Genomic DNA, 14,838 nt, shown 5'->3' on the forward strand with positions numbered 1-14,838 from the left:
GACACATGGGACGTATTCAACTTAAGTCCGTGACCAAAAGCTTCGGCGACGTACAGGTCATCCCGCCGCTGGACCTGACCATCGAGGATGGTGAGTTCACCGTCTTCGTCGGTCCGTCGGGGTGTGGCAAGTCTACCCTATTGCGCCTGATCGCGGGGTTGGAGGATATCACGTCGGGTTCCATCGATATTGACGGATCGGATGCCACCGATGTCCCACCTGCCAAGCGGGGGCTGGCGATGGTGTTCCAGTCCTACGCCTTGTACCCGCACATGACCGTGCGAAAGAACATCGCCTTTCCCCTGCGCATGGCCAAGCTGGATCAGGCCGAGATCGACAAACGCGTCGAAGGCGCGGCAAGTGTTCTGAACCTGAGCGACTATCTGGACCGCCGCCCCGGGCAGTTATCCGGCGGGCAGCGCCAGCGCGTTGCCATTGGTCGCGCCATCGTACGCGAGCCGGCAGCGTTTCTGTTTGATGAACCTCTGTCGAATCTTGACGCCGCGTTGCGCGTCGGCATGCGGCTTGAGATCAGCGAACTGCACGAACGCCTGGCGACAACAATGATATACGTGACCCACGATCAGGTTGAAGCCATGACAATGGCCGACAAGATCGTCGTTCTTCAGGCCGGAGTGATCGAACAGGTCGGCACCCCGCTGGAACTGTATCGCACGCCACGCAATCTGTTTGTGGCAGGGTTCATCGGTTCACCCAGGATGAACTTTATCGATGGCCCGGAGGCCGCAAAACACGGCGCGCAAACCATCGGAATTCGCCCCGAACACATAGGCGTTTCCGAGACCGAAGGAGAATGGTCCGGGGTCGTCAGCGTCTCCGAACATTTGGGCTCGGACACCTTCTTTCACGTCCACGAAACCGGTCTGGCTGAAACAATTACGGTCCGAGCTGATGGTGAGGTCGGGTTCCGCCACGGAGACCGCATCCACCTGACGCCGCGCCCAGATGTGATCCACCGGTTTGACGCGCAAGGCTTGCGGATCGAATGACACGTCTGACAGGCAAAACCGCCCTGATCACCGGGGCCGCGCGTGGCATCGGGCTGGCCTTTGCCAAAGCCTATGTGGCAGAAGGCGCGCGGGTCGCAATCGCCGACATCGACAGCAAACGTGCGCAGGAGGCGGCCTGTGAAATCGGCGAGGCTGCCCTGGCCGTCGAGATGGACGTGACCCGCCAGAACAGCATAGATGACGCCGTCGCGCGAACAGCCGCACATTTCGGTCCGATCGACATTCTGATCAACAACGCGGCCATCTTCACTGCCGCACCAATCGTTGAGATTGAGCGTGCCGACTACAATCGTGTCTTTGACATCAACGTTTCTGGTGTGCTCTTCACGATGCAGGCTGTTGCACGCCACATGATCGAACACGGGATCAAGGGCCGGATCATCAACATGGCATCGCAGGCTGGGCGAAGGGGCGAGCCTTTGGTCGCTGTGTACTGCTCCAGCAAGGCCGCGATCATATCGCTGACTCAATCAGCCGGCCTGAACCTGATTTCTCATGGGATTAACGTGAATGCCATCGCCCCGGGCGTTGTCGACGGAGAACACTGGGACGACGTAGATGCGTTTTTTGCAAAACACGAAGGCAAGGTCCCCGGTCAGAAAAAGCGCGAAGTGGCGGCCGCCGTTCCGTATGGCCGGATGGGCCGCGCCGAAGATCTAACCGGGATGGCGGTGTTTCTGGCCTCTGACGAGGCCAAGTACATCGTCGCTCAAACCTACAATGTCGATGGCGGAAACTGGATGAGCTGATGGACCCCATGGCGAACGCAAAACCTCCGGTTCGGGTGCGGCGCGACAGCCTTGAAGGCCTGCCGGCATCCGTCAGAACACCGGTTTATAATAGCGCGGACCTGAGACCGGGCATCGTTCATATAGGTTTGGGTAATTTTCATCGTGCGCATCAGGCCTGGTATATCCACGAGTTGATGCAGCAGGGTCAGGCATTGGACTGGGCGATTATCGGGGCGGGTGTGCGAAGCTACGACGCCGATATGCGAAAGAAACTGCTGGCGCAGGACTGCCTGACAACATTGATCGAACTGGACCCCGAGGGAATATCCGCCGAGGTGATCGGCCCTATGATCGACTACCTTCCGATTCAGGATGGCAACGCATCTCTGATCCGGAAGATGGCTGATCCGGCCATCCGGATCGTATCGCTGACCGTGACCGAAGGCGGGTATTTTCTGGACGCCAAGACCGGTGCGTTCAACCTGAACCACGATGATATTCGCCATGACGCGGCAAATCCCAACCAGCCCCGCACCGCTTTTGGCGCAATTGTTGCCGCGCTCGGGCAGCGCCGGGCGAACGGTCTGGAGCCCTTTACCGCGCTCAGCTGCGATAACCTTCAGGGCAACGGTGCGATTTTGCGAAACTGTATCGTTGGATTGGCCCGTATGTCCGACCCCGATCTGGCCGATTGGATAGACCGGAATTGCGCGTTTCCGAACTCGATGGTGGACTGCATTGTGCCCGCGACGACGGAACAATTAATATCGCAATGCCGCAACCTCGGCATCGACGACCGCGCGCCGGTCTCGCATGAAAACTTTCGCCAGTGGGTGATCGAGGACGATTTTTGTGACGGGCGGCCGCCGCTGGATGAGGTTGGCGTGACGCTGACCCAAGATGTCCATAGTTACGAGACAATGAAACTGCGCATACTGAACGGCGGTCACCAATTGCTGGCAAATGCCGGGGAAGTTCTGAATGTCCCCACGATTGCAGATTGCATGCAGGACCCCGACATCGTGTCGTTTTTCCGCAAAGTTCAGGCCGAAGAAATTCTTCCCCATGTCAAACCTGTCCCCGGAACAACCGCGACTGAATATCTTGGATTGGTCGAGGGGCGTTTTTCGAATACCGCAATCCACGATTCGACGCGTCGGGTCGCGTTCGACGGATCATCACGCCATCCGGGGTTCTTGCTGCCCTCGATGCGCGATGCGCTTGCGGCCGGTTCATCCCTGAACGGGCTTGCGCTGTCCCAAGCTTTCTGGTGCCGGATGTGCGCGGGGGTTCGCGAGAATGGATCCGAAATCGCCCCAAACGATCCTCACTGGGAGGACTTGAAAAAAACGGCGCTGGCATCAAGGGCCAATCCGCAACTGTGGATCGAACAAAGCCAGTACTGTGGTGCGTTTGGTCGAGACACTCCCTTCGCCAGCGATTTCGCCCGCTGGCTGACCGCGATCTGGCAGCGGGGATGCCGGGCAGCGATAGCTGAGTATCTGGCTTCGACTCCCTCTCCAGACTGATCTGGCAACGTAAAAAAGGGTGCCCTCTCAAGCCAAATGGACGTAGAAAATAGAACTTGGCTTCGCTGTTTCCAGACGCTGGACAGCCCCCTACTCCACCTCAGGCCAAGTTCGTCTGGCAAAGCCGTTCCGAATGTTCAACGACCAAATCGGCAAGCTCCGGCCGACACGAACCACAATTCGTTCCAGCTTGAAGGGCGTCTCCGATTTCATCCACATCAACCAGTTTTTCGTCGTGAATTGCGCGATTATGGCTTTTAGCCCGACGCCGAAACACGAACAGATCATTGGTCAAATGTTGGGACAAGCGCTGTGAACTGCCAAATGTGTCAATCTCTCAGTACCCGCTTATTGAATGCTGCCCCTGTTCAGACAAACCTGTTTACATAGTTCTCCAGGATTTCCTGATGTCCCGATTGCGGCCTCGGATTTATGTTCTCACGCAAAACGCGCGCAGCAATCTCTTCCAGACCGCTATCCAGCATCGTCGCCGCTGAAGGCGTGTTCCAGCCCGAGTACCGCTTCGATAGCTCAGCTTCCAAACCGCCATCTTCAATCATGGCGGCAGCGGCTTTCAAACCCCGGGCGCAGATATCCATACCGCCTACATGGGCAGCCACCAGATCTTTTGCATCAATGGACTGGCGGCGGATTTTTGCGTCGAAATTTGTGCCTCCGGTGGTAAAGCCGCCGGCCTTCAATATGTAATAATAAGCCAAGGCTACTTCCGGCGTGTTATTTGGGAACTGGTCTGTATCCCAACCCGACTGGTAGTCGTTGCGGTTCATATCGATCGAGCCCAGCATTCCCTCGGCTGCGGCCACTGCAATTTCATGCTCAAAGCTGTGCCCTGCAAGGATCGCATGCCCCTGCTCGAGATTTAGTTTCACCTCGTTCTCCAGACCGTATTTCCTGAGGAACCCGATACAGGTTGCCGCGTCATAGTCGTATTGGTGTTTGGACGGCTCCTGTGGTTTGGGTTCTACCAGAATGGTGCCCTTGAACCCGATCTTGTGTTTATACTCCACGACCATATTCAGAAACCGACCCATGTGGTCCAGTTCGGTTTTCATATCCGTGTTCAGCAGGGTCTCGTACCCTTCGCGCCCGCCCCAAAGTACATAGTTTTCACCACCGATCTTGTGGGTCGCGTCCAGGCAGGATTTCACCGTTGCCGCCGCAAAGGCAAAAACGTCGGGGTCAGGATTGGTGCTGGCGCCGGCCATCCAGCGGCGATGGCTGAACATATTGGCCGTGCCCCAAAGCAGTTTCGTCCCGGACACCTGCATCTTTTCGCCAATGTAATCCGTGATTTCTTCCAGAGTTCTCAGGTTGTCGGCAAAATTTCCCTGTTCGGGCCGGATGTCGGCGTCGTGCCAGCAGAAGTAGGGCTGGCCAAGAACTTCGAACATTTCGAAAGCAATATCTGCCTTCAAACGAGCCCGCCCCATATCATCCTGAGGATGCCACGGGCGTTCAAAGGTAGGACCACCGAAGGGGTCTCCGCCCTCCCACGCGAATGAGTGCCACCAGGCGACTGCAAACCGCAGATGATCTTCCATGCGTTTGCCCATGACCATCTCGTCCGGATCATAGTGCCGGAAGGCCAGCGGGTTTGTGCTGTCCACGCCTTCAAACCGGATCCGCTCGATCCCTTCAAAAAATCCGCTTGGCATTTCTGCCCCCTACTCTGCTTTTTGTTCTGGCTGCTTGCCGAGAATGATCATCGACAGAAGGTCGTCATCGGTGACATCTGCGATATCGACCGTTCCAACCAGTTTCCCATTCTTCATGACCGAGGCGCGGTCACACAGCTCCATAACGGCATGAACATCGTGATCGATCAGGAAGATACCGATACCTTGCGCCTTTAGCTGGTGGATCAGATCCGCCACCATCTGCGTTTCATGCGGCCCAAGAGCCGCTGTCGGCTCGTCCATAATCAGAATGCGCGCATTGAAGTAGACAGCCCGGGCAATTGCCACGGATTGTCTTTGCCCCCCCGACAACGCGGAAACCGGGTCATTGAACTTCTGAAAATTGGGGTTCAGCTGCGCCATGATCTTGCGGCACTCGGCCTCCATGGCTGCATCGTTGACCAACCCGAAAGGCGTCGTCATCTCGCGCCCCAGGAAAAGGTTCGACGTTGCATCCAGATTGTCGGCCAAGGCGAGCGTTTGGTAGATCGTTTCGATGTTGTTCGCGCGGGCATCACGGGGGTTTCCGATCTCGACACGTTTGCCGTCGATCAAAATTTCGCCCTGATCCATTTGATAGGCACCGGACAGGACCTTGATCAAAGTGGATTTCCCGGCCCCGTTATGTCCGAGCAAACCAACCACCTCACCGGGGTAGAGATCGACTGACACATGGTCGACGGCCTTGATCCCGCCGAAGGAGATCGAGATATCGCGCATCTCGACCAATGGGGGCGCGCCAGATCCGCGGCCAGCATTGGTTGGTGTTTTCTGCGTGTCCTGAGCTTGCATCACTTTGCCCCCAGTCGCTTGCGGTAGACGATGTCGATATAGACGGCCAGTACAAGAACGCTGCCGACCACGATGTTCTGAAACGGTGCATCGACGCCAACCATGGCCATGCCAGATTGCAGCGCTTGCATGATCAATGCGCCAAGGATCGCGCCGTATATGGTGCCGATGCCACCGGACAACGCGGTCCCACCGATGACGGCAGCGGCGATGACCCTCAGTTCATCCAACGTGCCAATGTCGTTGGAATGGTTTGCAAGGCGGGCCGAGGCGACCACGGCCGAAACAGCGCACAAAAAGCCCATCAGTGCAAAAATCTTCACGGTCAGCAGGCGTGTATTGATGCCCGAAAGTTCTGCCGCATCCGGGTTGCCACCAGTGGCAAAAATATAGCGCCCGAACCGGGTTTTTCGCGCCACGACCGTAAGTGTCACCGCCACGATGATCAGGATGAGGACAGAAATCGGTATGCCGTATCCGACGACCAGCCCTTCGGGCATCGTCTCTCCGCGCGCTTCGAACATGCGCTGCAATCGGCGCGTCGGAATGGCGTAGCTGTTGACGATGTAGACGTAGCCAAGGATGGCAATTGCGATGATCCCGGCCAAGGTGGCCTCGGCCCAAACAGGCTTAACGGGGAAGCCATGCGCGGCTTTTGCGCGACGGCCGCTCCACAAGGCCCAGATGGCGATCCCGGTGGCAAACAAGCCAAACAGCCAGCTTGTCGTTGCCCCCAAGGTTCCGTTGGTTCCGCCAAACATCAGGAACGTACTGTCCAGAGGACCAATGGTCTGGCCGCTGGTCAAGTACCATGCCACGTTCCTCCAGACCAGAAACCCGCCTAGAGTGACGATGAAGGCCGGTATCGTCAGGTACCCGACCATCCAGCCGTGAAAAGCACCGATCAATGTGCCGACAAACAACCCGACGACAATGGTAATCGCCCAGGTTGCCGGGTTGTTCAAACCCATCCCGAGGACCTGTGGCAAAAGATCGGTTTGCGTCATTGCCATCACGGCCGAAGTCGTTGCCAGCAACGCGCCGACCGACAGATCAATGTGACGCGTGACGATGATGAACACCATCCCGCAGGCCATGATTGCCACCGAAACCGTCTGAATTGACAGGTTGAACAGGTTGCGAGGTGTCAGGAACCGCCCATCGGTGACGATGTTGAACCCGATGCACAGGATGACAAACGCGCCGATCATTCCCAAAAGCCGCATGTCCAGTTCCAATTGCTGAAACAGGCTGGGTTTCGCTTTTTCAGGTACCGGCTGAGACGAAGTTTCGGTCATTTCCGATCTTTCATAGTCAGCAATAGTCCCCGGCCCCCAAAAAGGGCCAGGGACTTTAGGTTTTAGTTACAGGGGGCCGGGCCGTTTTCGACGCCCTGGCACAAGTCTTCCAGCGGAATCCATCCGGCATCCACCACAACAGTCAGGTTGTCTTTGGTGATCGGTACCGGCGCCAGGAAGACCGAGTTCATCGCAGTGCCACCTGGCGAAGTCCAGCTTACCGCGCCTTCAACATCTGCAGGACTTGTGCCACCGCTCAGCGCCAATGCGATTTCACCAGCCGCTTTGCCCAATTCACGGGCATCTTTCCAAACCGAAACGGTTTGAGTGCCCAGTGCAACCCGGTTCAGCGCTGCGTGGTCGCCATCCTGACCCGACACCGGAATGCCTTCCATGCCCTGTGCCGTCAGGGCCGCAACAACACCGCCTGCAGTTCCGTCATTCGAAGCGACAACAGCGTCCACCTTGTTTTCATTTGCGGTCAGGATCTGCTCCATGTTCCGCTGTGCGTTCGCAGGAAGCCAGCCATCCGTATAGGCTTCGCCGACAATTACGATGTCACCACTGTCGACGGCCGCTCCGATGATTTCTTGTTGGCCGCCCCGCAGGAAGTCAGCGTTTGGATCGGTCGGCGAACCTTTGATCATGACGTAGTGGCCCTTGGGCATGGCCGCAAAAACGGCCCGGGCCTGCATTCTGCCAACCTCGACATTGTCAAAGGTCAGGTAAAACGCACGGTCGTCCTCGATAAGGCGGTCATAAGCAATGACCGGGATGCCTTCGTCAGCTGCCGCCTGAACCGCCGGTCCGATAGCCTGTGCGTCCTGCGCCAGAATGATAAGGGCGTCCACACCCTGGGCGATCAGGCTTTCGATGTCCGAAAGCTGCTTTGCGGAAGACGATTGCGCATCTGCCGAAATGTATTCGGCACCCCCTGCTTCCAGCGCCGATTTGATCGCCGCTTCGTCCGTCTTCCAGCGTTCTTCCTGAAAGTTGGACCAGCTTACACCGACCACCGGCTCTGCGAATGCAACCGTGGCCAGCATAGTGGCCGCAGCTGAAAAGCTGAGAATTCGTTTCATGATTTCCTCCCATATGCCGAGCCATCGCTTCTCGATTCGCGGCTCTCACGATTTTAAATAGCACATTTATTTCAGCCGGTAAAATATTTACTCTATTAGAGGAACTGAAATTCAAATAAGTTGAGCCAGCGGTGAGATTCGCGAGGACAAGATGCTGAAAAGCAAAGCCTCTCCGGTTTCTTTGGAACAAAGAAATGCAACCCGGCTACGGGTGTTGGAGCACATCAGAACAAAAGGATCCGTCTCGCGGATCGATATCGCTTCGGCCCTGCAAACCAGCCCTGCTACGGTAACGGCGGCGACGGCAGATCTCATCTCGGCCGGATTGATCAAAGAAACCCAAAGCGAAGCGCAGCTCAAATCCGGGAAAAGAGGCAGACCAAGAGTTTTGCTGCAATTGGACGGTCAGTCTTACCTTGTCGCAGGGCTCAAGGTCGCGCGTCAGGTAATCTCGGTCATTCTGGTCGACTTCCAAGGCAATGAGGTGGCTTCACACAAGTATGCGCTGGAATCCGCCAGAATGTCGTCGACGGATTTTGTGCTGGCGATCCGCGAGGCACTCGAGGAGACCTGCGGAAAGATTGATGCATCTGTTGACGACCTTGCTGGCGTCTCAATCGGGGTGGCTGGTCTCGTTGATGCCAGGGGAAACTTCGTGCACTGGTCATCTTCGATTGCCGAAAGAAACATCGATTTCAATCGCCTGCTGTCAAAAGAACTGTCCTGCCCTGCTTTCGTGGATAACGACGCGAACCTTGTTGCAAAGGCCGAACAGTTGTTTGGTCTTGGCAAGGGGCTGAGCAACTTCCTTGTTGTCACGATCGAACATGGGGTCGGTCTGGGTATCGTTCTGGACGGAAAGCTATATCGAGGAGAGCGCGGCTGCGGAGCTGAGTTTGGGCACACCAAGGTACAGCTTGACGGCGCATTGTGCCAATGCGGTCAACGCGGATGTCTGGAAGCCTATATCGGAGATTATGCGCTGATCCGTGAAATGACGGTCACAGGTCATTCCAATGAAATGCAGGCTGTTTCCGACATTCATGATCTGGCCGACTCTGGAGATGAAAGAGCGTCTTCCGTGTTGGCCCGTGCTGGTCAAATGTTTGGACTTGGGGTTTCCAATCTGATCAACCTTTTTGACCCCGAGTGCATTATCGTCTCGGGCACGAAAAAAAGCTTTGAGCATCTATGTTCCAGCGAGGTTATGACCCGCATCCGAAGCGGTGTCGTGAACGTCGATGCGCCGTTGCCGGATATCAAAGTTCACCATTGGGGCGACTTGATGTGGGCCAAAGGCGCCGCAGCATACGGAATCGAACAGATTTCGATCCTAAAGGTCAAGGAACTCTCGGCGAATGCGTCCTAAGTTTGCTGCCCTTGTGGTTCTTGCCACCACTGCAAATGCCGGGCCGAACGCCCCCGAGTTCGTTGGCATCGAGGTGCCGGAACATATTTACGATGGCGGCTGGGAGCATTTTGTCGGCGGCGGTGTCGCCGTGTTCGATTGCAACGGAGATTCTTTGCCCGAACTGTTCGTGGCCGGCGGATCGAACCGGTCGCAACTGTTCCACAACACTTCGCAGGGCACGATTTCTTTTAAGGTCGAGACGCCCGATGAATTGTCTCTGACCGGCGTAACCGGCGCGTATCCGCTGGATATCGACAGCGACGGTCTGATGGATCTGGCGGTTTTGCGTGTTGGTCCGGACCTTCTTCTCAAAGGCCACCAAAATTGTCGGTTCGGCCCTTTTGATAGCCTTGGCTTCTTGTCAGAAGATCACTGGACCACAGGTTTTTCAGCCACTTGGGAAGATGGGCAGTCCTTACCGACGCTGGCATTCGGGACTTATGTTAATCGGTTCGATCCCGACGGCCCTTTTGAAACTTGCGGACCCACTCTCCTCTACCGCCCCCATGGCAGCGGCTACCAGCAGCCGCTGCACCTTGAACCCGGCCACTGTTCGCTTTCAATTATGTTTTCCGACTGGGCCCGGACCGGACGCGCGGACCTTCGCGTCAGCAATGACCGCCATTACTACGTCAGGGGTGGACAAGAGCAATTGTGGGCCATGGAAGCCGAACCGCGGTTGTATGATCTGGATGAAGGCTGGTTACCCTATTCGATCTGGGGAATGGGGATCGCATCAAGGGATCTGACCGGCGACGGCTTTCCCGAAGTTTATCTGACCTCCATGGGCGATCAGAAGCTTCAGGTTTTTGACCCAAGCGCCAACGGCCCGACTTGGCGCGATGCGACCTACGAAAAGGGAACAACAGCCCACAGACCGCATAGTGGCGGTGACGGAAGACCGTCGACCGGCTGGCACGCTCAATTTGGCGACGTCAACAACGATGGTAAGGACGACATCTTCGTTGCGAAAGGCAATGTCGAGCAAATGCCCGACGCCGCCCTGAACGATCCCAACAACCTGCTCATGCAAACCCCGGAAGGTCAGTTCGTCGAAGCCTCAGTCGATGCCGGAGTGGCGTCGATGGCAAAGTCTCGCGGTGCGGCCCTGGCAGATTTGAACAATGATGGAAGATTGGATCTGGTGGTCGTCAACCGTGGTTCGGCACTCGAAGTCAGCCAGAACATCTCGCAGGGTGGCAATTGGCTGTTGGTTGATCTTACTCAGGATCAATTAAATCGAGCAGCGATAGGAGGGTTTGTCGAACTCAGAACTTCGCAAGGTGTTCAGACCCGCGAAATAACAGTTGGCGGCGGTCATGCCGGGGGCATAGCCGGGTTCCATCATTTTGGCCTGGGGAATGATGACCGCGTGCAGGTTCGTGTGATCTGGCCGGATGGAAAGACAAGCGAGTGGCTGGAAACCCACGCCAACCAGATCTTCCGAATTCGGCGTTAGTTACTTGTCAATGGGCAGGCCGCTGGGAACCTGATCGGGCACACCGAGCCGCTCCGCCGGATGTTCAAGGCTTGCCAGAAAGCTCAGCAGCGCCTTAATCTCTTGATCTGTCAGGGTGATTTTAGACAAGCCGTTACTTTCGGCAATCGCATCCACATTTTGCTGGTCCAGCATTGGATTTTGATCTTCGGAACCCGGGAAGTCTGGCAACCAGGCCATTTCAATCGAGTAGTTTTTCAATGACGTCACCGGATCCAGATGGTGGCGCACCATGTCTTCAAGACGGGCAAAAGCTCCGTTATGTCCATACGGAGCAGTCAGCGTCACGTTACGCAGTGAGGGTGTTCGAAAAGCAAATGTATCCTCTGCGCGACCAGTCACGCGGAGACGCCCGTCGTCCCGATTGTGGCTCTCAAACCGCGCCGCTTTTCCGGGGCCGATTTGGGGCATCGCGATTGAATGAAACTGGTGATCCGTCTGGAACCAGCCCGAATGGCAACTGCTGCACTCAGCCTTGCCGTAGAAAAGGCTCATGCCGAATGTGGCCTTTTCCGACAACTCACCTTCACCTCTCATCGCGCGGTCGAACGGGCTGTTATCCGCGCGCCACTCGAACGCGATGAAATCCGCGATTGCGTTGGCAATATCCGTGAATGTGATCTCTTTGCCCGGCGTGATCTCATCGAACCTTTGCCGGTACTCCGGAACAGCCGCGACACGGGCTGCAATCAGATCCCATGCGCCGCCTGGTTGTGTCAAAAACCCAAGTCGCACCGCTTTGCTGACGTCATTCTCGGAATAATGACCACCCATTTCGTCCGCCGACAAAACTGGAAACATGGCTTGTGCCGCCAGTGCCGACTGGAAGCCGGGCCTCATATGCGTTCCCAGCGGCGTCCTGATGCCATTGACTTGGCTCGGGTCCGTCTCAAGCCGCCCGTCATGAAAGAACGTCGTGAACTCAATGGCTCCGAGGTTCCAAAGACCTGGCGAGTTTCGCGGAATTCGTTGTTCGGGCGTGTTCAGGGGATCCAGCGTGCGATCCGTACCCAGCCCTATTCCCCCTTCCCCGATGCCAAGGGAAAGACCATCTGACGTACCCAGCCTGGGATGATGACAGGTCGCGCAACTGATGTTCTTGTTGCCCGACAAGATCGGGTCGTAGAACAGAAACCGCCCCAACTCGACGCTGTCGAAATCAGGATCAAGGAACTCCGGCCTCGGCCCAAGCTCTTGAGCACTTATGCCACCGGCGCCCCAAATGGACAGGCTGAAAACTGTGATTAACGACTTAGCCCTCATGCCAACCCTCAGAGATCTCTAAGGCAAGCACCTGACGGTACGGGTTATCAGGTGTACAGATAATCGACGGAAACGACGGGATATTTGGGGCGTTGGGGTATCCCGATGGCTCAATACAGAGACCGGACGAACCACGAAACGGTTTTGCCATCTTCGCCCCTGAATACACCTGCGCTCCAGGCTGGTCAGAATAGACTGTCAAAGCAAGACCAGAAGGTGCCGAAAATACCGCTACCGGAGCCTTTGGATCACGGTTTTGGTCGAAGCAAAAGTAGTGATCGATCCCTGCAGAAATACTTCCAATCGATTTTGACTCTTCAAAGTCCAACTCGTTTTCCGTGGTTGAACAGACCCGACCGGAAGGAATTCCTTGATGGTCGATTTCCAGATACCGGTTTGAGGCAAGTTTCAACCTGTGCGCGTCGACCCCGTATGAGCTTCCCAAGGTGTAGTAGTTGTGTTGCGTCAGACTGATGGGCGTAGGCCGGTCCGGATTGGCTGTGAACGAATAAATCAATCGCGGAAGCTGCAGCGAGATCCGGACTTCGAACCTAACCTCCCCCGGAAAGCCGCTTTCCCCGTCGCGTGAAAGATAGCTCAGCAAGACCTCGTTTGGCGCCATCTTCTTGAGATCCCAGAATTGACTGGAAAGTCCCTTCTCTCCACCATGAAGGGTGTTTTCACTTTCATTGGCGCTCAGTTCGAAACCAGTGCCTTCCAGATCAAAGCGCGCACCGCCAATCCGGTTCGCGACGCGTCCGACAATTGCACCCGTATAACTTGTATCTTTGAAGTACGCGGACAGGTCATTGAACCCCAGAATGAGCGGCCTGTCCTTGTACAACCACTCTTGCGTGATTGCGCCGTAATTCAGGACCGAGGCCCGCATTTCCCCATCCGTCAACACAGCTGTTTCGACCCGAGAGAGCTTTTCCGTGTCCGGTGTCATCTTGCCGCCAACGGCGCGAGCGCCTTGTAGTATTGCCGGTATCGCCCGTATTCGCTTTCATAAAGGTCGATCAGGTCACTACGCGGCTCTATAGTTTCCTCGATCTCCGGCGGCGTCATGACATCTGCCGGATTTGTGTTGTTGGCAGCACAGATGGCAAGGCGCGCGGCGCCCATGGCCGCTCCGAATTCGCTGCCTTTGGGCACGTCCAGCGGCACCTGCAAAACGGTTGCGAGTGTTTCCAACCAAAACCTCGACCGCGCGCCCCCTCCTACGGCCATCAGGCTGTTTGGTTCTGTTCCCGTACTTTTCAGGGCTTCAAGGCAATCTCTCATCGCAAATGCAACACCCTCCATCACCGCTCGGGTCAGATCGACAGGTTCGGATGCCACGTCCACGCCCAGAAATGCGCCCCGGATCTTGCTGTCGTTGTGCGGGGTTCGTTCGCCGGACAGGAAGGGAAGGAACGTAACCGACGAAGGCCCAGTCACCCCGTCAGGCAACGCCGCAACCAGTTCTTCCACTGGTTTACCGAGGTTCCGTGACAGCCAGTTCATGCTGTTTGTGGCCGACAGGATAACCCCCATTTGTATCCACTTGTCCGGGATAGCATGGCAAAAGCAGTGCACAGCAGTTTCAGGTGCGGGCGCATAGGTATCCCTGGCAACAAGCAAAACGCCGGAGGTTCCCAGTGAGACAAAGCCTGCACCGTCCCGAATGCTGCCGATACCGCAGGCTGATGCGGCGTTGTCCCCTGCTCCTCCGGCTACGACAACACGCCCGGAAAGCCCCCACTCTTGCCGCAACTCGGCTTTCAACTCTCCACCAGGCTCACTGCCTTCAACCAAGCAAGGCATTTGGTCCGTGCGCATGTGGCAAGCGGCCAGCGCGGTTTCCGACCATTGCCGAGCGCCAACATCCAACCAGGAGGTCCCCGCACTGTCTGACACATCCGAGACATATTCGCCCGTCAGCCAGAATCGCAAATAGTCTTTTGGCAGCAGAACTTTAGCGGTCTTTGCGAATACCTCCGGCTCATGTGAGCGCACCCATTCCAATTTTGGCGCTGTGAACCCCGGGAACACGATATTCCCTGATATGGCGCGCATCTGCGGTGTCTGATCCAACATCCTCGCCTCATCAGCGGACCGTGTGTCGTTCCAAAGAATACATGGTCGCAAAACATTGCCGGCTTTATCCAGAAGGGTGGCACCGTGCATATGTCCGCTAAGACCGATACCCAGCAGTTTTGCGAAGGCACTTTCGTTGCTGACGCGGATTTGCCTGACAACTTCTTGGCACGCATCAATCCAATCTGATGGGTTCTGTTCGGACCATCCAGACTTTGGCGTCGAAGTTGAAACGCTGACCTCGGCGCTGCTTACGACCAAACCGTTTTCATCTACCAAAATCCCTCTGAGACCAGATGTTCCCAAATCCAACCCAAGGTACATTCGACGCAAATCCCCATTTTTATTTTAGTTGATAAAATTAATTGAACCCGAGATCTTGTCAAGGCGCTGATCAAACCACTCCGTGTGGGGCGCGACATGAAGT

The 14,838-nt window shown here is 56.2% G+C and carries 13 protein-coding genes; 5 read left to right on the plus strand and 8 right to left on the minus strand.

All coding sequences use genetic code 11. From position 1 onward, the window contains the following. Positions 1-5: 5 nt before the first annotated feature. The 3 genes from ACR0J8_RS13120 to ACR0J8_RS13130 are packed head-to-tail and all read left to right on the plus strand — an operon-like array spanning position 6 to position 3,291. Entirely contained in the window at positions 6-1,010 is a 1,005-nt protein-coding gene (locus ACR0J8_RS13120) for an ABC transporter ATP-binding protein (RefSeq protein ID WP_480890578.1), read from the plus strand. Next, entirely contained in the window at positions 1,007-1,780 is a 774-nt protein-coding gene (locus tag ACR0J8_RS13125) for an L-iditol 2-dehydrogenase (RefSeq protein ID WP_480890581.1), read from the plus strand. Before ACR0J8_RS13120 ends, ACR0J8_RS13125 begins: the two co-directional genes overlap by 4 nt. Then, positions 1,780-3,291 carry a mannitol dehydrogenase family protein gene (locus ACR0J8_RS13130; protein WP_480890583.1) on the plus strand — a complete coding sequence of 504 codons (1,512 nt, stop codon included), beginning with the start codon at positions 1,780-1,782 and terminating at the stop codon, positions 3,289-3,291. The genes ACR0J8_RS13125 and ACR0J8_RS13130 overlap by 1 nt, the downstream gene beginning before the upstream one ends. Before the next feature lie 100 nt (positions 3,292-3,391). Here the strand turns inward: ACR0J8_RS13130 and ACR0J8_RS13135 are convergent, their stop codons facing one another. The 5 genes from ACR0J8_RS13135 to xylF all read right to left on the minus strand — a co-directional run bounded on the left by ACR0J8_RS13135 (position 3,392) and on the right by xylF (position 8,124). After that, positions 3,392-3,568 carry a (2Fe-2S)-binding protein gene (locus ACR0J8_RS13135; RefSeq protein ID WP_480890694.1) on the minus strand — a complete coding sequence of 59 codons (177 nt, stop codon included), beginning with the start codon at positions 3,566-3,568 and terminating at the stop codon, positions 3,392-3,394. Between the two features lie 91 nt (positions 3,569-3,659). Beyond that, complete coding sequence (gene xylA, locus ACR0J8_RS13140; RefSeq protein ID WP_480890586.1) at positions 3,660-4,967, minus strand: xylose isomerase; 1,308 nt, start codon at positions 4,965-4,967, stop codon at positions 3,660-3,662. Between the two features lie 9 nt (positions 4,968-4,976). Next, positions 4,977-5,780 (minus strand): ATP-binding cassette domain-containing protein, encoded by an 804-nt coding sequence (locus ACR0J8_RS13145; RefSeq protein ID WP_480890589.1) that lies wholly within the window; start codon positions 5,778-5,780, stop codon positions 4,977-4,979. Further along, positions 5,780-7,078: a sugar ABC transporter permease gene (locus ACR0J8_RS13150; protein ID WP_480525429.1), complete on the minus strand. Its 1,299-nt coding sequence runs from the start codon at positions 7,076-7,078 to the stop codon at positions 5,780-5,782. Before ACR0J8_RS13150 ends, ACR0J8_RS13145 begins: the two co-directional genes overlap by 1 nt. 62 nt (positions 7,079-7,140) lie before the next feature. Then, entirely contained in the window at positions 7,141-8,124 is a 984-nt protein-coding gene (gene xylF / locus ACR0J8_RS13155) for a D-xylose ABC transporter substrate-binding protein (RefSeq protein ID WP_480525504.1), read from the minus strand. A 187-nt stretch (positions 8,125-8,311) separates the two neighbouring features. Between xylF and ACR0J8_RS13160 the strand changes: the two genes are divergently transcribed. Both ACR0J8_RS13160 and ACR0J8_RS13165 read left to right on the plus strand, forming a co-directional pair. Continuing rightward, positions 8,312-9,529 (plus strand): ROK family protein, encoded by a 1,218-nt coding sequence (locus ACR0J8_RS13160; RefSeq protein WP_480890592.1) that lies wholly within the window; start codon positions 8,312-8,314, stop codon positions 9,527-9,529. Further along, a complete protein-coding gene (locus ACR0J8_RS13165) occupies positions 9,519-11,030 on the plus strand; it encodes a CRTAC1 family protein (protein WP_480890595.1) in 1,512 nt (503 codons plus the stop codon). Before ACR0J8_RS13160 ends, ACR0J8_RS13165 begins: the two co-directional genes overlap by 11 nt. Here ACR0J8_RS13165 and ACR0J8_RS13170 read toward each other — a convergent pair whose 3' ends face one another. From ACR0J8_RS13170 to xylB, 3 genes are read right to left on the minus strand one after another with little or no spacing between them, the layout of a single operon-like run. After that, positions 11,031-12,332 (minus strand): cytochrome-c peroxidase, encoded by a 1,302-nt coding sequence (locus tag ACR0J8_RS13170; protein ID WP_480525425.1) that lies wholly within the window; start codon positions 12,330-12,332, stop codon positions 11,031-11,033. After that, positions 12,322-13,281, minus strand: a complete 960-nt coding sequence (locus ACR0J8_RS13175; protein WP_480890599.1) for an aldose epimerase family protein — start codon at positions 13,279-13,281, stop codon at positions 12,322-12,324. The genes ACR0J8_RS13170 and ACR0J8_RS13175 overlap by 11 nt, the downstream gene beginning before the upstream one ends. Next, positions 13,278-14,735, minus strand: a complete 1,458-nt coding sequence (xylB, locus tag ACR0J8_RS13180; RefSeq protein WP_480525421.1) for a xylulokinase — start codon at positions 14,733-14,735, stop codon at positions 13,278-13,280. The genes ACR0J8_RS13175 and xylB overlap by 4 nt, the downstream gene beginning before the upstream one ends. Positions 14,736-14,838 lie beyond the last annotated feature (103 nt).

The organism is Ruegeria sp. N11, from assembly GCF_056531525.1.